30 protein-coding genes are annotated in these 24,116 nt (G+C 70.0%); 8 read left to right on the top strand and 22 right to left on the bottom strand.

The window, feature by feature from the left end; genetic code table 11:
* Nucleotides 1–3: 3 nt before the first annotated feature.
* Genes trpC through hisD form a run of 11 tightly spaced genes read right to left on the bottom strand, consistent with a single transcriptional unit; the run spans nucleotide 4 to nucleotide 8,138 of the window.
* Nucleotides 4–783 (bottom strand): indole-3-glycerol phosphate synthase TrpC, encoded by a 780-nt coding sequence (gene trpC, locus RIE08_00575; GenBank protein MEQ8716082.1) that lies wholly within the window; start codon nucleotides 781–783, stop codon nucleotides 4–6.
* Between the two features lie 9 nt (nucleotides 784–792).
* The gene (locus tag RIE08_00570; GenBank protein ID MEQ8716081.1) at nucleotides 793–1,332 is read right to left on the bottom strand and encodes a DnaJ domain-containing protein; all 540 of its coding nucleotides are present in this window, start codon (nucleotides 1,330–1,332) and stop codon (nucleotides 793–795) included.
* Nucleotides 1,333–1,335: 3 nt separating this feature from the next.
* Nucleotides 1,336–2,238 carry a glycine cleavage T C-terminal barrel domain-containing protein gene (locus tag RIE08_00565; GenBank protein MEQ8716080.1) on the bottom strand — a complete coding sequence of 301 codons (903 nt, stop codon included), beginning with the start codon at nucleotides 2,236–2,238 and terminating at the stop codon, nucleotides 1,336–1,338.
* Nucleotides 2,235–2,600, bottom strand: coding sequence for a phosphoribosyl-AMP cyclohydrolase (gene hisI / locus RIE08_00560; GenBank protein ID MEQ8716079.1), 366 nt, complete (start codon nucleotides 2,598–2,600; stop codon nucleotides 2,235–2,237). The genes RIE08_00565 and hisI overlap by 4 nt, the downstream gene beginning before the upstream one ends.
* Before the next feature lie 58 nt (nucleotides 2,601–2,658).
* Complete coding sequence (locus RIE08_00555; GenBank protein ID MEQ8716078.1) at nucleotides 2,659–3,036, bottom strand: co-chaperone GroES; 378 nt, start codon at nucleotides 3,034–3,036, stop codon at nucleotides 2,659–2,661.
* 28 nt (nucleotides 3,037–3,064) lie between these two features.
* On the bottom strand, nucleotides 3,065–3,838 hold the full coding sequence (hisF, locus tag RIE08_00550) for an imidazole glycerol phosphate synthase subunit HisF (protein ID MEQ8716077.1): 774 nt from the start codon (nucleotides 3,836–3,838) through the stop codon (nucleotides 3,065–3,067).
* On the bottom strand, nucleotides 3,835–4,572 hold the full coding sequence (hisA, locus tag RIE08_00545) for a 1-(5-phosphoribosyl)-5-[(5-phosphoribosylamino)methylideneamino]imidazole-4-carboxamide isomerase (GenBank protein MEQ8716076.1): 738 nt from the start codon (nucleotides 4,570–4,572) through the stop codon (nucleotides 3,835–3,837). Before hisA ends, hisF begins: the two co-directional genes overlap by 4 nt.
* Nucleotides 4,572–5,186: an imidazole glycerol phosphate synthase subunit HisH gene (gene hisH, locus RIE08_00540; GenBank protein ID MEQ8716075.1), complete on the bottom strand. Its 615-nt coding sequence runs from the start codon at nucleotides 5,184–5,186 to the stop codon at nucleotides 4,572–4,574. Before hisH ends, hisA begins: the two co-directional genes overlap by 1 nt.
* Nucleotides 5,183–5,788: an imidazoleglycerol-phosphate dehydratase HisB gene (hisB, locus tag RIE08_00535; protein ID MEQ8716074.1), complete on the bottom strand. Its 606-nt coding sequence runs from the start codon at nucleotides 5,786–5,788 to the stop codon at nucleotides 5,183–5,185. The genes hisH and hisB overlap by 4 nt, the downstream gene beginning before the upstream one ends.
* Nucleotides 5,788–6,858, bottom strand: a complete 1,071-nt coding sequence (hisC, locus tag RIE08_00530) for a histidinol-phosphate transaminase (protein ID MEQ8716073.1) — start codon at nucleotides 6,856–6,858, stop codon at nucleotides 5,788–5,790. The genes hisB and hisC overlap by 1 nt, the downstream gene beginning before the upstream one ends.
* Entirely contained in the window at nucleotides 6,855–8,138 is a 1,284-nt protein-coding gene (gene hisD / locus RIE08_00525) for a histidinol dehydrogenase (GenBank protein MEQ8716072.1), read from the bottom strand. Before hisD ends, hisC begins: the two co-directional genes overlap by 4 nt.
* A 77-nt stretch (nucleotides 8,139–8,215) precedes the next feature.
* Here hisD and RIE08_00520 point away from each other — a divergent pair, with 77 nt between their 5' ends.
* The gene (locus RIE08_00520) at nucleotides 8,216–8,425 is read left to right on the top strand and encodes a hypothetical protein (GenBank protein ID MEQ8716071.1); all 210 of its coding nucleotides are present in this window, start codon (nucleotides 8,216–8,218) and stop codon (nucleotides 8,423–8,425) included.
* 229 nt (nucleotides 8,426–8,654) lie between these two features.
* Here the strand turns inward: RIE08_00520 and nth are convergent, their stop codons facing one another.
* Nucleotides 8,655–9,305: an endonuclease III gene (nth, locus tag RIE08_00515; protein MEQ8716070.1), complete on the bottom strand. Its 651-nt coding sequence runs from the start codon at nucleotides 9,303–9,305 to the stop codon at nucleotides 8,655–8,657.
* Nucleotides 9,306–9,371: 66 nt separating this feature from the next.
* Here nth and mshD point away from each other — a divergent pair, with 66 nt between their 5' ends.
* From mshD to RIE08_00490, 5 genes are read left to right on the top strand one after another with little or no spacing between them, the layout of a single operon-like run.
* Nucleotides 9,372–10,073, top strand: coding sequence for a mycothiol synthase (mshD, locus tag RIE08_00510; GenBank protein ID MEQ8716069.1), 702 nt, complete (start codon nucleotides 9,372–9,374; stop codon nucleotides 10,071–10,073).
* Nucleotides 10,070–11,125, top strand: a complete 1,056-nt coding sequence (gene rlmN, locus RIE08_00505; GenBank protein ID MEQ8716068.1) for a 23S rRNA (adenine(2503)-C(2))-methyltransferase RlmN — start codon at nucleotides 10,070–10,072, stop codon at nucleotides 11,123–11,125. The genes mshD and rlmN overlap by 4 nt, the downstream gene beginning before the upstream one ends.
* A 38-nt stretch (nucleotides 11,126–11,163) precedes the next feature.
* A complete protein-coding gene (locus RIE08_00500) occupies nucleotides 11,164–11,523 on the top strand; it encodes a hypothetical protein (protein ID MEQ8716067.1) in 360 nt (119 codons plus the stop codon).
* Entirely contained in the window at nucleotides 11,520–12,230 is a 711-nt protein-coding gene (locus RIE08_00495) for a ubiquinone/menaquinone biosynthesis methyltransferase (protein ID MEQ8716066.1), read from the top strand. Before RIE08_00500 ends, RIE08_00495 begins: the two co-directional genes overlap by 4 nt.
* A 9-nt stretch (nucleotides 12,231–12,239) precedes the next feature.
* On the top strand, nucleotides 12,240–12,593 hold the full coding sequence (locus RIE08_00490; GenBank protein MEQ8716065.1) for a VOC family protein: 354 nt from the start codon (nucleotides 12,240–12,242) through the stop codon (nucleotides 12,591–12,593).
* A 16-nt stretch (nucleotides 12,594–12,609) separates the two neighbouring features.
* On the opposite strand, the gene RIE08_00485 is transcribed toward RIE08_00490, so the two are convergent.
* The 7 genes from RIE08_00485 to RIE08_00455 form a co-directional block, all read right to left on the bottom strand.
* Nucleotides 12,610–13,485 carry a 1,4-dihydroxy-2-naphthoate polyprenyltransferase gene (locus RIE08_00485; GenBank protein MEQ8716064.1) on the bottom strand — a complete coding sequence of 292 codons (876 nt, stop codon included), beginning with the start codon at nucleotides 13,483–13,485 and terminating at the stop codon, nucleotides 12,610–12,612.
* A gap of 8 nt (nucleotides 13,486–13,493) precedes the next feature.
* Complete coding sequence (locus RIE08_00480; protein MEQ8716063.1) at nucleotides 13,494–13,745, bottom strand: NifU family protein; 252 nt, start codon at nucleotides 13,743–13,745, stop codon at nucleotides 13,494–13,496.
* Between the two features lie 11 nt (nucleotides 13,746–13,756).
* Nucleotides 13,757–14,374 carry a nitroreductase family protein gene (locus tag RIE08_00475; protein MEQ8716062.1) on the bottom strand — a complete coding sequence of 206 codons (618 nt, stop codon included), beginning with the start codon at nucleotides 14,372–14,374 and terminating at the stop codon, nucleotides 13,757–13,759.
* A gap of 6 nt (nucleotides 14,375–14,380) precedes the next feature.
* Nucleotides 14,381–15,049: a hypothetical protein gene (locus RIE08_00470; protein ID MEQ8716061.1), complete on the bottom strand. Its 669-nt coding sequence runs from the start codon at nucleotides 15,047–15,049 to the stop codon at nucleotides 14,381–14,383.
* 92 nt (nucleotides 15,050–15,141) lie between these two features.
* Nucleotides 15,142–18,684 (bottom strand): DNA polymerase III subunit alpha, encoded by a 3,543-nt coding sequence (gene dnaE, locus RIE08_00465; GenBank protein MEQ8716060.1) that lies wholly within the window; start codon nucleotides 18,682–18,684, stop codon nucleotides 15,142–15,144.
* 195 nt (nucleotides 18,685–18,879) lie between these two features.
* Complete coding sequence (locus RIE08_00460; GenBank protein ID MEQ8716059.1) at nucleotides 18,880–19,461, bottom strand: DUF2587 domain-containing protein; 582 nt, start codon at nucleotides 19,459–19,461, stop codon at nucleotides 18,880–18,882.
* A gap of 19 nt (nucleotides 19,462–19,480) precedes the next feature.
* Nucleotides 19,481–20,587, bottom strand: coding sequence for an alkaline phosphatase family protein (locus RIE08_00455; GenBank protein ID MEQ8716058.1), 1,107 nt, complete (start codon nucleotides 20,585–20,587; stop codon nucleotides 19,481–19,483).
* Between the two features lie 97 nt (nucleotides 20,588–20,684).
* Here RIE08_00455 and RIE08_00450 point away from each other — a divergent pair, with 97 nt between their 5' ends.
* Nucleotides 20,685–21,710: a PHB depolymerase family esterase gene (locus tag RIE08_00450; protein MEQ8716057.1), complete on the top strand. Its 1,026-nt coding sequence runs from the start codon at nucleotides 20,685–20,687 to the stop codon at nucleotides 21,708–21,710.
* Between the two features lie 53 nt (nucleotides 21,711–21,763).
* Nucleotides 21,764–22,219: an Rrf2 family transcriptional regulator gene (locus RIE08_00445; GenBank protein ID MEQ8716056.1), complete on the top strand. Its 456-nt coding sequence runs from the start codon at nucleotides 21,764–21,766 to the stop codon at nucleotides 22,217–22,219.
* A 14-nt stretch (nucleotides 22,220–22,233) separates the two neighbouring features.
* On the opposite strand, the gene RIE08_00440 is transcribed toward RIE08_00445, so the two are convergent.
* From RIE08_00440 to RIE08_00430, 3 genes are read right to left on the bottom strand one after another with little or no spacing between them, the layout of a single operon-like run.
* Nucleotides 22,234–23,148 (bottom strand): RluA family pseudouridine synthase, encoded by a 915-nt coding sequence (locus tag RIE08_00440; GenBank protein ID MEQ8716055.1) that lies wholly within the window; start codon nucleotides 23,146–23,148, stop codon nucleotides 22,234–22,236.
* The gene (gene lspA, locus RIE08_00435) at nucleotides 23,136–23,660 is read right to left on the bottom strand and encodes a signal peptidase II (protein MEQ8716054.1); all 525 of its coding nucleotides are present in this window, start codon (nucleotides 23,658–23,660) and stop codon (nucleotides 23,136–23,138) included. The genes RIE08_00440 and lspA overlap by 13 nt, the downstream gene beginning before the upstream one ends.
* Nucleotides 23,641–24,108 carry a TraR/DksA C4-type zinc finger protein gene (locus RIE08_00430; GenBank protein ID MEQ8716053.1) on the bottom strand — a complete coding sequence of 156 codons (468 nt, stop codon included), beginning with the start codon at nucleotides 24,106–24,108 and terminating at the stop codon, nucleotides 23,641–23,643. The genes lspA and RIE08_00430 overlap by 20 nt, the downstream gene beginning before the upstream one ends.
* Between the last annotated feature and the right edge of the window lie 8 nt (nucleotides 24,109–24,116).

The following is a 24,116-nucleotide window of genomic DNA, read 5'->3' as shown; positions in this document are numbered from 1 at the left end:
GGCTCACCGGGCGCTTCGCAGGGCGCGCACGGCGGCGGCGGGATCCCCCGATGTGACGAGGGACTCCCCGACCAGGACGGCGTGGTAGCCCGCCGCTGCGAGAACCGCCGCGTCGGCGGGGCCCCGCACGCCCGATTCGGCGACCCGGACGGCGTCGTCGGGCAGGACCGCGGCGACGCGCACCGCCCTTTCGGTGTCCACCTCGAAGGTGACGAGGTCCCGCTGGTTCACCCCGATGAGACGTGCACCCACGGCCAGGGCACGCTCCACCTCGGCCTCGTCGTGGACCTCGACGAGCGCGTCGAGGCCGAGCTCGGTCGCAAGTACCCAGAAGTCGGTCAGCTCGGCGTCGTCGAGGGCCGCGGCGATCAGCAGCACGGCGTCGGCGCCCATGGCGACCGAGTCGACGACGTCGAGCTCACTCACGACGAAGTCCTTGCGGAGCACGGGGACCTCCACCGCCGACCGCGCGGCGGCCAGATCCTCACCGCTGCCGCCGAAGTGCTCCACGTCGGTCAGTACGGAGAGGCACGTCGCCCCTCCGCGCGCGTAGTCACCTGCAAGCGCTGCCGGATCGAGATCGGCCGCGAGGTCCCCCTTCGACGGTGAACGGCGCTTCACCTCGGCGATCACGCCGAGTCCGTCCACGGCGGCGATGGCGTCTCGAAACCCGCGGGCCGGCGGGAGGTGCTCCACCTCGGCGAGCGCGACGTGGAGGGACCGCCTGTCGGCGGCGGCCGCTTCACGGTGGGCGGCCAGGATCGCGTCGAGATAGGTGGCCATCAGCTGACGCTATCGGCGGTCACGCTCGGAGGCGGAGAGGGCGAGCAGCGGGATCACGAAGAAGGCGATCGCCGACACCGCCAGCACGACGACCCCCAGTCCCATCACCCCGCGACTGTTGAGGATCACACCACCGAAGAGGGTCACGAGTGCCAGCGCGAACAGCCCGAACGGTGTCATCGTCGCCCAGCGGGGCACCGCGCGCGATCGCGTGTAGGGGTGTTCCTCGGTCGATCGGCCGTACTCGGTGTCGTCGAGCGGCGTGAACTCGACGCGGCCGTGGCCCGTCGCCCGGAACCCACCCTTCGGACCCGGCCCGACCGTCGGGACGTCCAGTGTCCGGTCGTAGGCCTCGCGGCGGTTGGCATCTCCCAGGACCGTCCATGCGGCGTTGATGCGCTGCATCCGCCGTTCCGCGGTCACCCGGTCAGCTCCCGTGTGCCGATCCGGGTGATGTCGGCGGGCCAGGGCGAGATACGCGGAGCGGACCTCGGCCGCCGTGGCGGCCCGGGCGACGCCGAGCGTCTCGTAGTGGGACCGCCCGGCCACCGTTCATTCGCCGATCGGCAGCGCCACGACCCGGGCGACCGCTGCGTCGGAACCGTCCGTGCCGACCAGCACGTCCACGGGCGGCTCGACGGCCCGCTTGATGTAGGCCAGGGCGATGGTCGCCCCGCGACCGGGTGAGGTGGCGGCACTGGTGACCCGGCCGACCTCGATTCCACCCGCCCGCAGGACAGCGCCAGGCATCAGCGACTCGTCACCCACGACACCGCAGAGCCTCTCAGGCGTGTTGCCGCCGCGACTGTCTATCCGTGCGACGAGTTCCTGGCCCACGAAACAACCCTTGGTGAAACTGACGGACCCGGCGACGACGCCGGCCGCCGCGGGAATGGTGGAGTCGTCCATCTCCGAACCCATCCGGGCGACGCCGGCGGCGATGCGAACGATCTCGAGCGCCTCCGGTGGGCACCAGGTCGCGTCACCGACCGTGACCTCGGGACCGAGAAGGTCACGACCGACCGATCCGGGCCAGTCCACCGCCGCATCCACCTCCGCTGTCGCGGCCACCGAAGCCGACGCCGGCCCGCGCAGAGCCACGGCCTGCCACCGCACCGGCGTCAGCGTGCAGTCGACGCGCAACAGGAACCGGCTGAGTCGTTCGAGAAGCCGGTCGCCCCAACCCGCGTCGACATCGAGGACGAAGTCGTCGGCGGCGCGGCGGGTGACCCGACCGTGGACGTCGATCTTTCCCTGAGGCTGAAGAACCAGTGTCCAGGAGCTGTCGCCGTCGGCCATCACCGCCAGGTCGGTGGAGAGTTGCCCCTGAAGGAAGGTTGCCGCGTCGGTACCGACGGCGAGCACGACGTCCCGGGCGATCTCGACCGCGCCCACCGTCTCGGTCAGCGCGGCTTCGCCGGACGCGACATCGACCGTCGCGGCGTCGGGGGTCACTCTCCTGGCTCGCCGAGGCGGCGGAAGAAGCAGGACCTTTCCCCCGTGTGGCAGGCACCGCGGCCCTCCTGCTCCACGACGAACAGCAACGTGTCGCCGTCGCAGTCGTACCACGCCTCACGGACGTACTGGCGGTCGCCGGAGGTCTCCCCCTTGCACCAGTACTCCTGACGGGACCGGCTCCAGAACCACGTCCGTCCGGTCTCGAGGGTCCGCGCCAGAGACTCGTCGTTCATCCAGGCCATCATCAGGACCTGGCCGGTGGCCTGCTCCTGGACGATCGCGGGAACGAGTCCGTCAGAGTTGAACGTGACCTCCGCCATGGCATCGGCGTCGATCGTGAAAGGGGTGCTGGTCGGCATGGCTCAATGCTACGGCCGACGGGTCCCGCCTAGAACGTGATTTCCCCGCCGGTCCGCCTCACAGGTAGAGACCGGTGCTCGACTCCTCGAGCCGGGGCGCCGCCACGGCGTGGACGTCACGCTCGCGCAGGATGATGTAGTCGGCGCCGCGTACCTCGACCTCGTAGCGGTCCTCCGGATTGAACAGAACCTGGTCTCCGGGTTCCATCGCACGCACATTCGGCCCTGTGGCGACCACTTCGGCCCACGCGAGACGCTTGCCGACCTGTGCCGTGGCGGGGATCAGGATCCCGCCGGTGCTGCGGCGCTCGCCCTCTGCCACCTCGATGCGGACCATGATCCGGTCGTTGAGCATCTTGATGGGGAGCCGGTCGTCGTCGCCGCTGCCGTTGGCCGTCGCGGGCCCCGAGATCGACCCGGTGTCTGGGGGTACCATGGAGGTCGACGGTATCGGCGCACACCGCTCACGCGGGGCGGACCGTCACCCCGCGCGCCGCCATGTGGCGCTTCGCCTCGGCGATCGTGTGCTCGCCGAAGTGGAAGATCGATGCCGCGAGCACCGCGTCGGCGTGGCCGTCGGCCACACCCTCGACCAGGTGGTCGAGAGTCCCGACGCCGCCCGAGGCGATGACAGGCACCCCTACCGAATCCACCACGGCGGCGGTGAGTTCGATGTCGAAGCCGTCGCGCGTGCCGTCGCGGTCCATGGAGGTGAGCAGGATCTCGCCTGCTCCGAGGTCTGCGGCCTCGACCGCCCAGCTCAGCGCGTCGATTCCCGTGGGGCGCCGTCCGCCGTGGGTGTAGACCTCGAAGCCCGACTCGATCCCCGGCTCCGTCGACCGCCGGGCGTCGATCGCGATCACGACGCACTGCGCTCCGAACTCCGCGGCGATCTCCGAGAGCAGTTCGGGCCGGGCGATGGCGGCCGTGTTGACCGCCGTCTTGTCGGCCCCGACGCGTAGCAGCCGTCGGGCATCCTCGACGCTGCGGATGCCGCCACCCACCGTGAAAGGAATGAACACCTGCTCCGCGGTGTGCGCTGCGACCTCGACGATCGTGTCCCGGTCGTCCGACGACGCCGTGATGTCGAGGAAGATGAGCTCATCAGCTCCCTGGCGGTCGTATTCAGCGGCCAGCTCGACCGGGTCACCCGCATCGCGCATCCCGACGAAGTTGATTCCCTTGACGACCCGGCCCGCGTCCACGTCGAGGCACGGGATGACCCTCGCCACCTTCATCGTGGATGTCCTGCGAGTCTCGTGACGGCGTCAGCGACATCGACGGCACCTTCGTAGATGGCCCGCCCCACGATCACGCCGGCCAGACGCGAGCCGTCCACCCGCAGCGCCGCGAGGGCGTCGAGATCCTCGGGCCGGCCGACTCCACCGCTCGCGATGAGGGCGGTGTCCCCCGCAACGGCGAGCACCGCGGCGAGCTGGTCGACGTCGGGACCGCTCATCGTCCCGTCCCGCCCGATCTCGGTCACGACCAGCGCGTCGGCACCTGCCCGGGCGAAGCGACCGGCGAGCTCCACCAGGTCGAGACCGGTGGACTCGGTCCAGCCGGAGACTGCGACGTCGCGACCACGGGCGTCGAGTCCGACGGCCACCGGCTGCACACCGGCGATCGCGCTCACGAGGTCCGGGTCACGCACCGCCGCGGTGCCCACGACGACCCGTGCGACGCCGATGTCCGCGAGTGCACGGGCGGCATCGGCTGACCGGACCCCGCCGCCCACCTGCACGGGTACGTCGACCGCGGCCACGATGGCCTCCACCGTCGCCCGGTCATGGGCCTCGCCGGTCCGGGCGGCGTCGAGGTCGACCACGTGGATCCATCTCGCCCCGGCGGCGGCGAAGGCGAGCGCCTGGGCGACGGGATCGTCGGAGTAGGCCGTCTCGGCCTCGTAGTCGCCGCGCAACAGGCGCACACAGCGCCCGCCCCGCAGGTCGATGGCGGGATACAGGTCCATCAGCTCTGCACGCTCCCGGCGAAGTTCATGAGAAGCCGCAGTCCGGCGCGACCCGACTTCTCGGGGTGGAACTGGGTCGCCCAGACGTTGTCGCTCACGACCGCCGCGGTCACGGGCCCGCCGTAGTCACAGGTGGCGGCCACGTCGGGGCTGTCCACGACGGCGTAGGAGTGCACGAAGTACACCCAGTCGCCGTCGAGGCCCGCGAGCATCGGGGAATCGAGCGTCGCCGCCAGCACGTTCCACTGCATCTGGGGACGCTTCACACCTGCGGGCAGGAGGGCCACGTGGCCGTCGAGAATTCCGAGACCGTCGACACCGGGATCCTCGTCACTTCCCCGGTACAGCATCTGCATCCCGACGCAGATACCGAGGAACGGCGTCCCCGCCGCCGCGGCGTCCACGGCGATCCGCGCGAGGTCCGCGTCACGGAGTGCGTCGACACAGCGCCCGAAGGCTCCCACCCCGGGGAGGACGACGGCGTCGGCGGCCTCGATGACGGAGTGGTCGGCGGTCAGGCGGGCGTCCGCGCCGACCGCCTCGAATGCCTTCTGGGCAGATCGTAGATTGCCGATGCCGTAGTCCAGGACCGCCAGCCGGGGGCCGGCCGTCACAGCACGCCCTTGGTCGACGGCACGCCGGTCCCCTCGACCCGCACCGCGTCGCGCAGGGCACGGGCACAGCCCTTGAAGGTCGACTCGACGACGTGGTGGGTGTTGCGACCACGCACGAGCGTCACGTGGAGCGTGATCGCCGCGCTCGTCACGAAGGCGCGCCAGAACTCCTCGACCAGCTGTGGATCGAACGGCGGGTCACCGAGGATCTTCTCGCCGGGCGCGTCGGCTTCGAAGTGCAGATACGGGCGCCCCGAGAGGTCCAGCGCCACGTCCACCAGCGCCTCGTCGAGGGGAACCGACACGTTGGCGAACCGTCGGATGCCGGTTTTGTCGCCGAGCGCCTCGGCGAAGGCCTTCCCGAGGAGGATGCCCGTGTCCTCGACCGTGTGGTGCGCATCGATCTCGAGATCGCCCTCCGCTCGGATCGTGAGGTCGAATCCACCGTGGCGACCCAGTTGGTCCAGCATGTGGTCGAAGAACGGCAGCCCGGTCTCGACGGCGGTCGCGCCGGTGCCGTCGAGATCGATGTCGATCTCGATGCGGGTCTCCTTGGTGTCGCGCCGCACGGATGCGGCGCGCCGTCTCGACTCGGTCGCCATCATCCCAGTATCTCCCCAAGTGCGGCGAGGAACGACGTGTTCTCCGCCTCCGTGCCCACGGTGACCCGCAGACAACCCTCCAATCGGGGCCAGCTCGCGCAGTTCCGGACGAGGATCGACCGGTCGACCAGGCCCTGCCAGACCTCGTCTCCGGAGAGGTCGCGGGGCCGGAACAGCACGAAGTTCGACCCGGAGGGCCACTGGTCGACGGGCAGGGCGTCGAGGCCCGCGACGAGACGTCGCCGCTCGGTCACGAGCGCCGCCACGCGTTCGGTCATGGCGTCGAGGTGGTCGAAGGCGAGCGTGCCGGCCACCTGTGTGACCGCGTCGAGGTGATACGGCAACACGACGGTCTCGAGGTCCTCGACGACGCTCGGCGGCGCCACCACGTAGCCGAGCCGTGCGGCGGCCATCGACCATGTCTTGGAGAACGTGCGCGTCACGGCCAGCGGGGTATCCGCATCGACGTGGTCGACAGCGGTCGTCGTGGCGAACTGACCGTAGGCCTCGTCGACGACGACGAGCGCGCCGGCGGCGCGCGCGGCGCCGAGAACCGACGCCAGCACCGCCGGTGACTCGACGACCCCGGTCGGGTTGTTCGGCGAACACACGAAGACCACCGCCGGCCCGACCTCGTCGATCAGCTCGGCCGCGGCAACCGGGTCCACGGTGAAGTCGTCACCACGTTCACCGGTCACGATCTCCGCCCCGACGAGGTGCGCGATGTGGGAGTGCAGCGCGTAGGTCGGCTCGAACACGACGACGCGGCGGCCCGGCCCCGTGTAGGCCAACAGCAGGCACTGGAGGACCTCGTTGGAGCCGTTCGCCGCGAAGACCATCGTGGGGTCGACACCGTGGTGTGCGGCGATGCGCTCGCGCAGGATGGTGGCGGATCTGTCCGGATACCGATTCCAGGCGACGGCGCGTACCGCCTCGGCCAGCTCCTCGACGAAAGCCGCGGGTGGCGGCACGGGCGCCTCGTTCGTGTTGAGCCTGACCTCGACGTCGAGCTGGGGTGAGTGGTAGCCCGAGAACAGGGCCAGGTCGTCACGAATGCGCGGAAGGGTCATGACTGGAGCCTCGCCCTGATCGAGAGTGCGTGCGCAGCGAGACCCTCCGCGTCGGCGAGGGTGGCCGCCGCCGGGCCGACGGCTTCGAGCCCGGCCCGGTCGAGCGTCACGACGTGCAGGTCCTTCAGGAAGTCGTGGACGGTAAGCGCGCCGGCGAAGCGGGCGGTGCCGTCGGTGGGTAGGACGTGGGACGGTCCCGCCACGTAGTCGCCGATCGACGCCGGCGCCCAGGGTCCGCAGAACACGGCTCCCGCATGGCGCACACCGTCGGCCAGCGACGCCGGGTCGGCGGTCTGGATCTCGAGGTGCTCGGGAGCGATCGCGTTGGCGACGGCGAGGGCCGCGTCCGGTCCGTCCACGAGGACCGCGTAGCCGCCTCCGTCGAGGGTCGCCTCGATCTCGGCCCGGCGCGGTGATGCCTCGACGATCGTCGCGAGTTCGCGCCCGACCGCGTCGGCCACGGCCGGATCCCAGGTGATGAGCCAGGCCAGACCATCCGGACCGTGTTCGGCCTGCAGCGCGATGTCGATCGCGACCAGTCGGGGATCTGCCGACGCGTCCGCGATGACCACCACCTCCGACGGTCCGGCGAACGCCGCAGCGACCCCCACGTCGCCGGCGACCTCCCGTTTCGCGATTGCGACGAAGACGTTGCCCGGACCGGCGATGACGTCCACCGGACGCACACTGTCGGTGCCGTAGGCGAGCGCAGCGATCGCCTGCGCGCCGCCGATCGGGTGGACCTCGTCCACGCCGGCGACGGCAGCCGCCGCGAGCGTCACGGCGGGGATGGTCCCGTCGGCGCCGGGTGGTACGCACATCGCGATCTCCGCCACTCCGGCGACGCGGGCGGGGATCGCCGTCATCAGCACCGTCGACGGGTACACGGCGCGGCCTCCGGGCACGTAGACACCGGCCCGGTCGACCGGGACGGCCCGCGAGCGCACGGTGACCCCCTCGCTCTCGTACAGGGCGGAGGTCGGCATCTGCAGGCGGTGGAAGTCCCCGATCCGGCGGGCCGCGAGCTCCAGTGCCGCGACGACCTCTCCGTCGAGCCCCGCCAGTGCGGCGTGCATGTCGTCCTGCGGGATCGTCAGAGGGTCGGGGACGACACCGTCGAAACGGAGCCCGAGCTCGCGGACCGCTGCGTCGCCGCGGCCACGCACGTCAGCGATGATCGTCCTCACGGCGTCGACGGGATCGTCGCCGCTGATCTCGGGGCGGGGGAGGTCCGCAGCGGGATCGGCCTGACCGCGTCGGTCCAGGTTGCGCAGGAGCATGGCCGCCACGCTACACAGAGGGCCGGGTGGCCCGGCCCGGAATTCACGACCGTGCCCGGCCCCGACGAGAGGACACCATGGACAGCCGACCCGACGTGCCGCTGGGGGAACTCTCGACCATCGAGGCCCGCCTCAGCGAGGTTGCGACCCGACTCGCCGACATGGGCGACGGGGTCGACGCGACCGGCCGCGAGGACCTGGCGGTGGAGGTGCGCGAGATCGAGCGCCTCGTGGAGTCGGCAGCGCGTCGCGCAAGGCGCCTGCTCCGCCAACAGCGGCCCCGGTAGATCGACGGATGGCGATCCGAGTCGAAAAAGTGCACCGGCGCCCCCGAAGGGGCGCCGGTACTGGCGACATCGGGCGGCGGATCCCGTTCGTCGCCGTGTGTCAGGTGGCGGGTACCTGACGGCAATCAGAATAGCCCAGGTGACCGCAGAGCGCGGTCACATCCGGGCAGGAATTCTCTCTTTCTGAGAATCTGCGTCGCTGTGACCACTGTGCGTGTGATCCTGCAGGTCAGGGCACCGCAGCGAACGCCGACGGACAGAAGTCAGAGAGACGACAGTCTTCACATCGCGGCCGCCGGGCCGCGCACACCCGTCGGCCGTGGAGAATGAGTCGCAGACTGAAGTCCCCCCGCTCGGACGCGGGCACCATGGGATCGAGCGCGGCCTCGACGCGCACCGGGTCCGTCTCGGTGGTCAGACCGAGGCGCAGGGCCAGCCGACCCACGTGGGTGTCGACCGGTAGACCGGGGAGCCCGAAGGCCACGCTGCGGACCACGTTCGCCGTCTTTCGCCCGACACCGGGCAGTTCCGTCAGATCGGACATGCGCGTGGGCACCTGCCCGTCGTGGTCGGCGACGACACCCCGGGCCATCCCCACGAGGTTGCGGGCCTTGGACCGGTAGAAGCCCGTGGACCGCACGATCTCGGCGACCTCGGACTCGTCGGCCGACGCCAGGTCCTCGGCCGTCGGGTACCGGGCGAACAGGACCGGGGTCACGAGGTTGACGCGCGCATCGGTGCACTGCGCCGACAGGATGGTCGCCGCCAACAACTCGTAGGGACTCGTGTGGTCGAGCTCGCACAAATCGTCGGGGTACTCCTCGGCGAGCCGACGATGCGCCTCACGTGCCCGGCCCTTCGGTGATCTCGGACGTCCCACTCTCCGAGACTTCCACCGCTGCGGTGCTTCGACAAACGCACACCGACCCGCCGGTACCGTGGGCGCATGGCCGTGACCCTCTCCGGACCGCTCGACGCCGGGTTCCGGTGGCGCATCGTCGTCGACGACGGCGATCCCACCACGCTGGAAACGGAGCTCACCGGCATCCTCGCCGACATCGGCTCCCGCGGCGGGGGCGCCGTGCAGCTGTGGGTGCGCACGGTGGACGAGGAACTGGATCGGGTCGCCACCGACCTCGGCTTCGACGCCTACCGCGACCTGTGGCAGATGCGCTGTCCCCTGCCGGTCGAAGGAACCGACCTCGTGGTGCGCCCCTTCGCCGACGACGACGCCGGGGCGTTTCTCGCCGTGAACAACCGGGCCTTCTCGTGGCACCCCGAGCAGGGCGACATGTCCGAGGCCGACCTGTCCGAGCGGCGTGCCGAACCGTGGTTCGACCCGCAGGGTTTCCTGCTGCACGACCGCGATGGACGCCTCGCCGGTTTCTGCTGGACCAAGGAACACCGTGACACCACTCCCCCGCTGGGCGAGATCTACGTCATCGCCGTGGACCCCGACTTCGCCGGCCGGGGCCTCGGCACCGCCCTGACGCGAGCCGGGCTGGCACACCTGGCCGCCGCCGGCCTCACCACGGGGATGCTCTACGTCGAGTCCGACAACCACGCGGCCGTCGCCACCTACCACCGCATCGGGTTCACCCGCCACCACACGGACCGCGCCTACCGCACCCACGTGGAGGCGACGTGAGCAGCGGTTCCACCCGCTACGACCTCGACCGGGCCGGCTGGGCGACGCTGCTGGCCGACGAGCCGGCGTATCGCGTCGAGCAGGTGTGGCGAGGGCTCTACACGGACCTCGCCGATCTCGCCGAGGTGACGACGCTGCCCCACGGCCTACGGGGCCACCTCGTGGAGGCGGCGCCCGCCGCCCTCACGGCGGTCACCGAGTCCCACGGCGACAACGACACCACCCGCAAGTGGCTCTGGCGACTGACCAGCGGTGAAGCAGTCGAGACCGTCCTCATGCTCTACCCCGACAGGGCCACCGTGTGCGTCAGCACCCAGGCGGGATGTGCGATGGCCTGTTCTTTCTGCGCGACCGGACAGGCCGGCTTCGACCGCCACCTGAGCGTGGGCGAGATCGTCGAGCAGGTCGTGCGCGCTGCGGCCGCGGCGGCGCCCCGGCGGGTCTCGAACGTCGTGTTCATGGGCATGGGTGAGCCGCTCGCCAACTTCGACCCGACATGGGCCGCGGTCGAGCGCATCCACGGTGCGATGGGGGTGTCGGCCCGTTCTCTGACGATCTCGACAGTCGGGCTGATCCCCGGGATCCGGCGCCTCGCGCAGGCACCGCTCCCGGTGAACCTCGCGGTCTCTCTGCACGCCGCCGACGACGAGCTGCGCGACTCCCTCGTTCCGATCAACCGCCGGTATCCGATAGCCGACCTCGTCGCGGCCTGCGTCGACTACTTCGCCGCAACCGGGCGGCGTGTCTCGTTCGAGTGGGCGATGATCGCCGGCGTCAACGACCGCGACGTCGACGCGCGCCGCCTCGCCGCCCACGCCCGTGAGGTCGGCGCCCACGTGAACCTCATTCCGCTCAACCCGACGCCCGACTTCGGCACGCCCGGTACGAGCCGCGACGGCATCGACCGGTTCCATCGACTGCTGCGCGAGCTGGGCGTGAACGCGACGGTGCGGCGCAACCGCGGCACAGACATCGACGCCGCCTGCGGGCAGCTGCGCGCACGGGCTACGAGCACGCCCGACTCTTCCCCCGTGGAACTCCGTCGCCGCTGACGGCGGATCGCAGCACCGCCGGTGCCACACTGTTCGCCGTGCAGCAACGGCGATGGACCGACCCCACCCAGCCCCAGACGCTCCAGATCGCCGTTCTCCTCCTGTACCTGGACGGCTTCTTCGGCCTCCTCAGCCTGCCGTCGTTGCGCGGCCTCGTCGCCGTCCTCGTCGGCCCGCTGTCGGGCTACCTGATCGCCAACGAGAAGAAGATCGGTTACCGACTCGGTGTCGCGTTCTCGATGCTCGTACCTCTCCTGTTGATCGTCTTCCTCTTCCGCGAGGGCTTCGACGAGCTCTTCGAGCCCTTCTTCCTGCTCAGCGCGATGTTCCCGGTGGCACAGCTGCTGCTGCTCATCCACCCGATGAGCCGCGACTACCAGAAGATCTGGTTCAGGTGAGCCGCGCCGCCACCGACACCGTCGGCGGCGAACTCCCCACCGGCGACGACAAGGCTCGCCTCGTCACGTCGATGTTCGACCGGATCGCTCCCCGGTACGACCTCGTCAACCGCATCATGACCTTCGGGCTCGACGTCCGATGGCGGCGGCGCTGCGTGCGCGAGCTGGCACTGCCGCCCGGCTCGGTCGTGGCCGACCTCGCCTGCGGCACCGGCGACTTCTGCGGCGACCTCACCCGCGCCGGACATGTCGCGATCGGAGCCGACATGTCGGGCGGAATGCTCGCGGCCAACAGGACCGGCGCACCCCTGGTCCGTTCCGATGTGACGCGGATGCCGTTGAGTGACGCCTCCGTCGACGGGGCGACCTGCGGCTTCGCCCTGCGCAACATCGTCGACCTCGACGCGTTCCTGGCCGAAACCCACCGGGTGGTCCGTCCGGGCGGCCGCGTCGCGCTGCTCGAGGTGTGCCAACCCGCAAGCGCCACGGTGCGACGCGTCCACGGCTTCTACTTCGGGACCGTCGTCCCCCGGATCGGCGCACTGCTCTCCGACGGCGCCGCCTACGCGTACCTCCCCCGCTCCGTCGAGTACCTGCCGGCTCCCGACGAACTGGTGGAACGGGTCAGGGCCGCCGGGTTCGGTTCGGTCGAGCACCGCCGCCTGACGTTCGGCGCCGCTCAGGCGATCACCGCGACGCGGATCTAGGCTCTACCCATGCTCGTCACCGGCATCCACCACGTGTCCATCAACGTCACCGACTTCGACGCGGCCGAGGCCTTCTACAGCGGGGTTCTCGGGATGACGAAACTCGAGCGGCCCGAGTTGTCGGTGAAGGGGGCATGGTTGAACGCCGGCGACGGCCGGGAGGTCCACCTGATCGTCGCGGACCCGCCGCCCGATGCGGGCCAGCACTTCGCGTTCCTCGTCGATGACGTGGACGAGGTCCGTACAACTCTCGCGGCGTCGGGCATCGAAACCGACCCGCCCGGACAGCTCGACGGCGTGTGTCGTCAGGTGTTCTGCCACGACCCGTCGGGCAACCGCATCGAGTTCAACCAGCGGCTCTGACGCCACCCCGGCAGGGTCAGCCCGCGCCGATCCAGATACCCGCGGTGACCAGGACCCCGTAGACGAGCTGCAACCGGCCGGTCCCGGCCAGGGCCCCGACGAGGTCCCGGCCCACGGCACCGCTCAGCACGGTCCTCACGGGTGCGACGGCTGCCGCAACCGCCACGAAGCCGATCAGCACCCAGCGCGACCCGGGTGCGAGCCCGGCGACCACGGCGAAGGCCCCGACCACCAGCACCACGTAGGACACACGCGTGGCGCGGTCGCCGATGCGCACCGCGAGGGTCCGCTTCGCGCTGGCACGATCGGTGGGGATGTCGCGCAGGTTGTTGACCACCAACAACGCGCAAGCCAGTGCACCCACCCCGGCGCCCGCCAGGACGGCGCGCGCCGTCACCTCCCCGACCTGGACGTAGAAGGTCCCCACCGTCGCGACCAGGCCGAAGAAGACGAAGACGAACAACTCCCCGAAGCCGTGGTAACCGTACGGCCGTGATCCGCCCGTGTAGAACCAGCCGGCGAGCATCGACACGACGCCGACGACGAGCAACTCCGGACCGACGGCGATCGTGAGCGCGAGGCCGGCAACACCGGCCACGGCGAACGAGATCGACACCGCCGCGAGAACCCGGCGGGGCGCTACGAGCCCGGAACCGACGAGGCGGACCGGACCGACCCGGTCACGGTCCGTGCCGCGCACACCGTCGCTGTAGTCGTTGGCGTAGTTCGTGGCGATCTGCAGGGCGAGCGCGACGACCAGGGCGGCACCGGCGCGCCACCAGACGACCGAACCGGTGGCACCTTCGGCGGCCTCGGCGGCCAGAGCCGTGCCGACCAGCACGGGCACCACCGCCGCCGGTAGCGTGCGGGGACGCGCTCCGGCGACCCACAGAGCCGCGGTCAGGTTCCGTCCGCCTCGCGGGGGTCGGCGATCGTGACCTCGCGGACCGCCGGCACGGCCGCCCGCAACATGTCGAGCGCCATGGGCTCGAGGTACGCGCGGGGCATGACGCACTCGCGGCACTCCGCGCTGTCGAGAACGAGCTCGAGGGTGACCTTCGCCCCGTCGACGTCGACGAGTCGGATGTCGCCTCCGTCGGCCTGGATGATCGACCGGATCCCGGCGAGTGCGCTGTCCACGTCGGCTTGCATGGCGGTCGATTCTATCCGCTCAGCGGTGTGCCCCAGGAACCGTCATGGACGACCTCGTCGAGGTCCCGTCGGCCGCGGCGCACCGAAGCGCTCGGACGGTCAGGAGCCGGATGGCCGAGCGCGATCGCGCCGATGGGCACCGCTCCATCGGGGAGGTCGAGGGCCTCGCTGACCGCCCCGGCTTGGTGGAAGATCCCGAAGAAGAGCGCGCCGAGGCCGCGGTCGGTCACGGCCAACAGCAGGTTTTCGACTGCGAACGCGCAGTCGACCACCCAGTAGGGCACCGGCCATGCCGTGGGGTCGGCCCCGAGACCCGTCGGGGCCTTGTCGGGCTCGGAGTACCGCTCGAGGTAGCGGCTGGAGTCGGCCACGGGCACCACGATGACGGGGGCGTCGAGGAGCCCGGGCCAGGCGAACCCGGCGCGACGGTGCCGCGGAAGTGTCAGATCCCAGAACCGCTCGAAGCGATCGGGGCCACGCAGCACGACGAACCCGATCCCCTGCGCGAATCCCGCGGAGGGAGCCCGACGCGCGAGGTCGAAGAGATGTGTGAGCGTCTCGGTGTCGACGGGCCGCTGCGCGAAGCTCCGGCACATCCGGCGGGTCCGGACGGCGGCCGCGAACTCCACGGCGCCCTATGCGCCGAGGCGCTCCAGGTCCTCCGCGAGCGCCCAGCCACAGACCACGAGGGTGTCACCACGGTCGTGGTCCAGCCGGTCGAAGAGCTCGACCGTCCCCGGCGTCGGTGTCGCCTCGACGGCCTCGTGGTCGAAGAGGAACGAGGCCCCTCCGTCTCCCGACAGCACGAAGGATCGTTCGTCATAGCTGCCGTTCTCGGACCCGTAGCGCTTGGCGAGCCGCTTCCCCCAGGCACGCTGTTCACCGTTGGCGCGGTGACCTTCGCGCGGCACGAGATCGTCGAGGACTCCGAGGGCGTCGAGCGCGTCGGGCCGGTCCAACTGGAGGCCGACCACGACGTCCTCGTCGGGGAATGCCAGCAGGGCCCGGCGGAACTGTTCACCGAGGAGGCCCCGCAGGACCGTGTCGCGGCGCGAAGTACGTGCGACCGCGCCCGAACCGATGATCACGGCCGGCGTGCCACCGATGCGCTCGAGTGTGGAGAAGGAGAAACCCCGCAGCCGACCGTTCTCGCGGGCCGTCGACGACAGCACCCAGAACTCGGTCTGCTTGGACAGGTCACCCACCGAGAGGCCCCCCGTGCCCTCACCGCTGAGCTCGGCCATCTCCTCGAGCTCCGCGTCGGTGACTGCGGTGCAATCCTTCGTCTCGAGGTCGATTGCCATCTTCTGCCCCTTGATCCTCACCCGGCCGATCCCGACATAGTCCAGTACGGATGGATCCGACCTCGCAACTCGGAACTGCGCGGGGCGTCCTCTCAGACGTGGACGGCGTCGGGTCCCAGCAGCATCCGCAGCTCACCGACGAGGCCGTTGGAGGTGTCGACGCAGAACTGGTCGGGCAGCCGCAGGACCTTCGTCGCGCCGAGGTGCAGAAAGACCTCGCTGTCGCCGGGATGATCGCTCAGGAGGTCCTTGAGGGCGTCGGCCGTGTCGGCACGCAGACCGTGGTCGGGCAACTGGACCCGCAGCGGTGACGCCTCGCCGATGCCGTCGGTGTCGAACACCTCGATGTCCATACAGATCAGCTTCGAAAGGTCGTCGCGCCCGTCTACACGCCCGCGGATGACCACCACGGAATCGTCGGCGAGGAGATGCCCGTGCTCGGTCATGGTCCGGGGGAAGACCATCACCTCGACCGATCCCTCGAGGTCCTCGAGTTCGAACACCGCCATCAGGTCGCCCTTGCGCGTCCACTTCTTGGACAGGTTCGTGACCACTCCCCCGACGTTGAGGATCCGACCGTCGTCGGCTTCGAGCATCTCGGGGATCGTCACGTCACAGCGGCGGGCCAGGACGCCCTGCACGCCCATGAGCGGGTGGTCGCTGATGTAGAGACCCAGCATCTCCTTCTCGAAGGCGAGCTTGGTGGTCTTGTCGAAGTCCAGGTCGGGGATCTCGGCACGCTCGTCGAAGCCGGTGTCGACGTCGGCATCGCCGAAGAGGGTCATGACGCCCATGTCGCGCTCGCGCCTGCGCGCGAGCGTCGAGTCGATGATCCTCTCGAACACCGCGAGGAGGCCCTTGCGTGGGTGTCCGAGCGAGTCGAACGCGCCCGCCTTGACGAGTGACTCGATGGCCCTCTTGTTGAGAACGCTCGGGTCCACCCGTTCACAGAAGTCGTAGAAATCCTCGAACGGGCCGTTGGCGACCCGCTCGGCGATGATCAACTCGACGATCCCCTCGCCCACGTTGCGCACCGCCGACAGGCCGAACGGAATGGCGCCTGCGCCCCCGCTCCCGTCGTCGGTCGCAGGAAGGGCCGTGAAGTCCGACGATGACACGTTGACGTCGGGGACGAGAACCTCGATACCCAGTTGGCGGCACTCGTTGAGGTACACGGCGGCCTTCTCGAGGCTCTTCTTGACGCTGGTGAGCAGCGCCGCCATGTACTCGACGGGGTAGTGGGCCTTGAGATAGGCGATCTGATAGGCGATGTACCCGTAGCCGTAGGAATGGCTCTTGTTGAAGGCGTAGTCCGCGAAGGGCTCGATCTGGGCCCACCACTTCTCGCCGACCTCCGCGCCGTAGCCCGTGCGGTCGCAGCCGGCGATGAACTTGACCTTCTCCTCGGCCATCTTCTCGCGGATCTTCTTGCCGCAGGCCTTGCGGAGGTTGTCGGCTTCCTCGAGGGAGTACCCGGCGAAACGCTGGGCGATCCGCATCATGGACTCCTGATAGATCATGAGTCCGTAGGTGTCGGCGAGGATCTCCGCGGCATCCTCGTGGATCAACTCGATCTCGGAGCGCCCGTTCTTGCGGTCCGCGTAGTCGTTGTGCATGTTCGCCTCCATCGGCCCCGGCCGATAGAGGGCGACGAGCGCCGCGACGTCGTCGAAGGTGGTCGGCGCCAACGAGCGCATCAGCGCCCGCATCGGTGCCGACTCGAGCTGGAACACCCCGACGGTGTCGCCGCGCTGCAGGAGAGCGAAGGTCTCCTCGTCAACGAGGTCGACGTGGTCGATGTCGACCTCGACGCCGCGCCCCTCACGTATCAGAGCGAGCGCGTCGGTGATGACGTCGAGGTTGCGCAGCCCGAGGAAGTCCATCTTCAACAGACCGAGTTCCTCGACGCCGTGCATCTCGTACTGGGTTACGACGGCAGCATCCGCGGGGTCCTGACCCGACTCGGGCTTGCGCTGGATGGGCACGAGATCGGTGAGCGGTTCGCGGGTGATGACCACCGCCGCCGCGTGGATCCCGTCCTGGCGCCGCAGTCCCTCCAGGCCGCGGGCGACCTCCATCACCGCTCGGGCGTCGCTGTCGGACTCGTACATCGCCCGCAGGTCCCCGGCCATGAGATAGCCGTCGCGGTACTTCTCGTGCTCGTCGAGACAGGCGTACAGCGGGGTGTCGCGTCCCATGACCAGCGGCGGCATCGCCTTGGCGATCTTGTCGCCGAGCCCGTAGGGGTGGCCGAGCACGCGGGCGGCGTCGCGCACGGCGGCGCGTGCCTTGATGGTCGAGAACGTGACGATCTGGGCGACGTGGTCACGCCCGTAGCGCTCGGCCGCGTAGCGGATCATCTCGTCGCGGTACCGCGAGTCGAAGTCCATGTCGATGTCGGGCATCTGGCGGCGGCCGGGGTTGAGGAACCGCTCGAACAGCAGGTCGTACTCGATGGGGTCGAGATCCGTGATGCGCAGGCAGTACGAGACGGCGCAGCCGGCGGCGCTCCCCCGCCCGGGCCCGACCCGGATGTTCGCCTCGCGCGCGTGTCGGATCAGGTCCCAGGTGATGAGGAAGTAGGACGAGAACCCCATCTGGGAGATGACCCGCAGCTCGTAGGCGAGCCGCTCGACGGCCTTGTCGGGCAGGTCACGACCCCAGCGTTCGCGGGCACCCTCGAAGGCGAGATGCTCAAGGTACGCGTCGGTGCCGTCGAAGCCCTCCGGAATGGGGAACTCCGGCAGCTTCGGCTCGCCGAACTCGATCTCCACATTGGCCCGCTCCGCGATCCACAGCGTGTTGTCACACGCCTCGGGAACGTCGCGGAACAACGAACGCATCTGCGTGGCGGACTTGAGGTAGTGCTCCTCGCCGTGGAACTTGAACCGGTCGGGGTCGCTCATCAGCGAACCCGTCTGCACACATAGGAGCGCATCGTGGGCCACCGAGTCCTCACGGTGGGTGTAGTGGCTGTCGTTGGTGGCCAGGACGGGCGCGCCGATGCGCTTCGCGATCTCGAGCAGCTGGGGGTTGGTCGCGTGCTGCTCGGGGATTCCGTGATCCTGGAGTTCGACGAACAGGTTGTCGCGACCGAAGATGTCCTGGAGGCGCGCGGCCTTGGTGACGGCACCCTCGGTGTCGCCCTGCATCAGCGACTGCAGGACGTGGCCACCGAGACAGCCCGTGGTTGCGATGACCCCGTCGGCGTGGTCCGCGAGGACCTCCCAGTCCACGCGGGGCTTGTAGTAGTAACCCTCGAGGAAGGCCCGCGAGGCGATCTGGATCAGGTTGCGGTAGCCGGTGTCGTTCTCGGCCAGAAGCGTGAGGTGGTAGTAGAGCTTGCGACCACCGTCGGTCTCACCACCCGAGTCGTCGACGCGACCCCGCCGCGACGGGCGCTCGGCCCGGTTGTCGTGGGCCATGTAGGCCTCGGTGCCGATGACGGGGTTGATGCCGGCGTCACGGCACGCCTTGTAGAAGTCCAGTACCCCGTACATGTTGCCGTGGTCGGTGATCCCGATCGCCGGCTGGCCGTCGGCCACCGCGGCACCTACGACCTCGCCGATACGGGCGGCCCCGTCGAGCATCGAGTACTCGGTGTGGACGTGAAGGTGGGTGAACGAGTCGGGCATCGCCGTCCGTTGGGTCTCCGGGTGTGGGGCGACGGACCTGGCGGTCCCCAGCTGATCCACAGGCCTGATCCACAGCCTGTGGATGAATCACACCGATGTCATTCGACACTATCGCCGAGCACACGACCGCTCAAGGGGCCCGCACCGTGGCGCCGATCCCGGCCCACCTGCCGCGCGGGCCGACACCCACCGCTCTCAGAGATAGGTCCCGTGTCTGCCGTCGGTGGGTGTCTGCGGCCCCTGTCCGGGTGGCGCACCCGGACGGCCCTGTGGTCCCGCCGGTAGCTGCTGGCGCATGTTGGCAAGCTGTTGCTGCGCGGCCATCTGCTGGGCGAACAGCGTCGCCTGGATCCCCTGGACGAGGCCTTCGAGCCAGCCGACGAGCTGTGCCTCCGCCACACGCAGCTCCGCCTCGCTGGGGGTCTCGTCTCCTGCGAAGGGAAGCGTGAGCCGGTCCAACTCGTCGCGCAGGTCCGGTGAGACCGCCGAGGACAACTCGGCGATCGACGTCTCGTAGATCGACCGGAGCCGATCGCGGCTGGGTTCGTCGAGACTCGCCTCGCGCAGCTCCTCGAGGAGCTGGCGCATCATCGCACCGACCCGCATCACCTTGGCGGGCTGCTCGATCGACTCGGTGGGCTCCTCGTCGCCGGTGTCACCGTCGCTGTCGGGCAGGGACGACCCGTCGACGAGCTCCCCGTGTTCGATCACACGTCCTTCGCCGCCGGGGGGACCGGGGTCGGTGGGGCCGGGGTGGGTCGCAGGTTCGTCGCTCACGTCGTGAACCGTAACTGTCTCAGGTCACCGCGGCCACGACCGGCACCAGCATCTCCCCCGGCGTCAGCGAGCCATGGCGGCCGAAGAGGCGGGTCGACACAGCGTCGTCGCCGTCGGCGAAACCGACCCGACCGCGCGCGGCCACGGCGACGTCACCGAGCCGCGCGCGCGCCGTGGGCACGACCACCGGACCGAGCAGACCCTCCGCCACGAACTCCTCGCGGGTCCACACCCAGGCGTCGTCGCCGAGGGTGGCACGGGCCGCGTCCGCGACGTCCTCCGCCGCGCCGGGACGGGTGTGCAACCACCGCAGACGCGCCTCGCCGGACTGGTACCGGACGCCGTCGGTCACCGCCGGGTCGAGCGCGACCAGTTCCGTGTCGCAGTCGACGAGCCCGTGGTCGGCGGTCACCACCACCGCGACCCCCGACGGGAGAGCCTCCATCAGGTCGGCGACCATGCGATCGACCGCCACCAGCTCACGCCGATGGTGCTCACCGAGGCCGTGCACATGGGCGATCTTGTCGACACCGTCGTAGTACGCGTACACGAACGTCTCCCCCGAGCCGATCGCGTCCGCGGCCTCCACCGAGATCGACGACGCCGCGTGATACCCCCTGTAGGGGTTGTCGCGCAGGTGGGTGCGGGTCAGCCCGCTGCGCGTGAACGCGACCGGCGAGATCACCTGTGTGGCACGGCCACCGAACGGTTCGGCCTCCGCGAAGTCCTCGGGGACGATCCGCTCGCGGGCGTCACCGGCCGGGGTCCGCCAGCGCAGCGCGTTCAGTACCTCTCCCCCTCCGATGTCGATGCGGTAGCCGACCACTCCGTGCTCGCCGGGCGGTGTCCCGGTGACGATCGAGGTCAACGCGGTCGCCGTCGTCGACGGGACCACCGTGGACACGGCCCCACCGGCCATCGCTGCCACCGTTGGCATGGCGGCGCGGTTCGCCTCGAGTTGGTGCCAGCCCAGTCCGTCGAGGACGAGGAGCACGACCCGGTCGGCATCGGTCGCGACGGCCGGCAACCAGCCCCGGCCGGCATCGGGGTGATCCACCAGTGCCGGCACGATGTTCGTCACACACGCCCCGCCGTAGTCGGGACGGACCTGGTCGGAGTCGTTCACCCGACTCAGGGTAAGGGGCGCCCGGGACCGCTGGGTCGTGCGACCCAGTCGGAATGCGGTGTGAACCGCCCGGGCCCATCGGCCCGATAACAGGGGTATGGAACGACCCGCGCCCACCGCATTCCCCACACCACCCGCACCGCCCACCTCACGGCGCATCGCGATGATCACCACTGCCATCGTGTTCGCCCTGATGGCGACGGCCTGTGCGATCGGCACCAGCGGGGCGGCCGAGGAACCCGGCGGCGATGCCACGACCGCCGGCAGCGAACTCGTGAGCGCCTCGCTGCGCGCCCCGGACGGGCGGCTGCGGACGTACCACGTCCACGTGCCGACAGCAGCGGGCGACGAGCCGCTCCCGCTGCTGATCGCCCTGCACGGCGGCACCGGCTGGGGTCTGCAGTTCCGCGACGCCTCCGGGTTCGACGAGCTGGCGGAGTCGGAGGGGTTCATCGTCGCCTACCCCGACGGCACGCAGATCCTGCGGCGACGTGAGAGCCGTGTGTGGAACGGCGGAGCGTGCTGCGGCCTCGCCTCCGACACGCGGCGCGGTGTCGACGACGTCGGCTTCATCTCGATGATGATCGACGAGATCGCCGCCGACCATCGTGTGGACACGGGCCGCATCTACGCGACCGGCCACTCCAACGGCGCCATCATGGCCTACCGGCTCGCATGCGAACTCAGCGACCGGATCGTCGCCGTCGGCTTCCAGGCGGGATCCCTCGAGATCGACGGGTGTCAGCCGGACGAACCGGTCGCGGCCATGGCCATCCACGGCACCGACGACACGAACCTGCCGATCGACGGTGGCCCGGGTTCGGGGATATCCGGCCACGACTTCTTCTCGCCACGGCTCAGCATCGAGCGCCTCGCCGAGGTGAACGGGTGCACCACCGACGACACCGCCGTCGATCCCGTCGACGCCGACGTGACACGACGTACCTGGGCCGGCTGCGCCGACGACCTCACCGTGCAGTTCGTCGAGGTCGCCGGAGCGAGTCACGCCTGGATGGGTCGACCCACGACAGTGCTGCAGTGGCTGCTGTCGGGACGCCCCTACCGCGACCTCGATGCAGCCGCCACGGTCTGGGACTTCGTTTCGCAGTTCGAACGCGACTGAGTGCCGACCGGGGGTTCCGCTCGCCTCGGCGCGGAGCCTCCTAGGCTGGGGTCGTGAAGGTGTCGACGCGGGGTGACTACGCGAGCCGTGCGCTGTTGTCACTCGCTCTGCGCCATGGCGACGGCACCCCCACCTCGGTGCGTGACATCGCGGAGCGCACGGGGCTTCCCCAGCCGTATCTCGAGCAGATACTCCTCGCCCTCAAGGGCGCCGGCCTGGTGCGCTCCAAGCGTGGAGTCGGGGGCGGCTACCTCCTGGCGCGACCACCCGACGAGATCCGTCTCAGCGAGATCGTCAGCGCCGTGGACGGCCCGATCGTCGCCGGCGACTTCGGCGAACCCCACCAGGACGGGGCCTGTGACCACGAGGGCCAGTGCGTCCTACTCGCGATCTGGGCGTGCGTCGGCGACCGGATGAAGGAGCTGCTGGGCTCGTTCACCCTCGCTGACATCGCCGGGATGACCCGGGGCCAACAGCCGTGGCCCAACGACACCACCGAACGCGCCTGAGGCACCGGTCACAGTCAGCCAGAGAGCGAGTCCAACAGCGCGGCGAGGTCTGCGGGGATCTCCGCGCTGACGTCACACGGTGTCCCGTCGACGGGATGGGCGAAGCGCAACCTGCGGGCGTGCAGGGCCACGCGGTCACACAGGTCACCCGAGCCTCCGTAGGCGTGGTCGCCGAGCAACGGATGACCGATCGCGGCCATGTGCACCCGGATCTGATGCGTGCGACCGGTCTCGAGCTGGAACTCGACCACGCTCGCGGGTACCGGCTCGTCGACCCGCCGCAGGACCCGGTACCCGGTTCGGGCGTCACGGCCCTCCCGCCTCACCGTCATCTTGGTGGGCTGACGGTTGGAGCGTCCGATCGGTGCATCGACGACACCCTCGTCGTCGCTGACATGCCCGGCGACGACGCCGACGTAGGTCCGCTCGACGGAGTGCGCGGCCATCATCGCCGACAGCGTCTCGTGGACCGCAGGCGTCCGGGCGACCAGCAAGAGGCCCGAGGTGCCACGGTCGAGACGATGGACGATCCCGGGGCGACCCTCCTCACCCACTGACGCGATCTCGGGGTAGTGGGCGATCAGACCGTGGACCAGGGTTCCCTCGGCGTTTCCCGCCCCCGGGTGCACGACCACACCGGCGGGCTTGTCGACGACCAGCAGGTGCTCGTCGGCGAAGGCGACGGTGAACTCCACCGTCGGATCGGGTCGTAGTCGACCGTCCTCGGCATCGGGCAGTTCCACACTCAGAACCTCACCGGTCACGACGCGTCGCGACCGCGAGGTGACCACGTCGCCGTCCACTCCGACCGCGCCCGCCGTGACGAGGTCGGCCACCGCCGAACGACTCCGCCCGGTCAGCCGCGCGACGACCCGGTCGAGCCGCTCGCCGTCGGTCGCGGCTCCGATCGTCTCGGTCAGTCGTTCCACGAGGACCCGACGCCGACGAGCGCCACCAGGACGATCCCCACGACGATCGCCATGTCGGCCACGTTGAACACGGGCCACCACTGCAGGTCGACGAAGTCGACGACGGCACCGCCTGCGAAGCCGTCACCGCGCCGGAAGAGGCGGTCGCCGAGGTTGCCGATGGCACCACCGGCCACCACACCCACGACCACCGCCTCGCGCATGCGGGCCACGCGGCCGGCGTACCACAGCAGGCCCACCGAGATCACGGCCGCGGCGAGCGCGAACCACCGACCCGCCCCGGAACCCAGGGAGAAGGCCGAACCCTCGTTGAAGACGAGGTTGAACCTGAGGCTTCCGACGAGGTCGATCGTGTGACCGTCGTCGAGAGCGACGAGCGCCCACCACTTGGTGAGCTGATCGACACCGAGGATCGCCGCCGAGACCGCGACCGCGACGAGTATCTGACGCCGGGACAGGTCCTGGTCGTGAGGGGTCGCCGAGGACGGAGCCTCAGCGTCGACCGAGGCCACCGGCCTTGTACTCGACACGTTCCGACGCCCACGGGATGGCCTTGAGCCGCTCCTTGGGAATCGGCTTGCCACTCACGGTGCAGATGCCGTAGGTGCCCTTGTCGATGCGCATCAGCGCAGCCTCGATCTGTTCCACCGCAGCCCGCGCGTGGGCACTCAGGGCGAGGTCCCGCTCGCGCTCGACGGCGAGGCTGTCCCCCTCACCGGACTCCTCGTCGAACTGGGTGTCGCCGGGCTCACGGTCGTCGACGAGCGCGTCCGCCTCGGCCTTGAGCGAGTCGGCGGACTCGATGTACTTCGAGCGCTCGGAGAGCAGCGACTTGCGCTGGCGGCGCAGAAACTTGTCGTCGGCGTGGTCGTTCGGCGTGATCGCGTCCTCGTCGGCGAGGACGTCGGCCAGTGTCCGCGCACGAGGGGGCTTCTCGGCGGCCTGCTTGGATTTCGCCATGTCGTGCG

The organism is Acidimicrobiales bacterium (assembly GCA_040219085.1).
Lineage (GTDB): Bacteria > Actinomycetota > Acidimicrobiia > Acidimicrobiales > JAVJTC01 > JAVJTC01.
The sequence above is the reverse complement of the archived record's forward strand: the minus strand, read 5'-3'. Positions and strand labels throughout refer to the sequence as shown.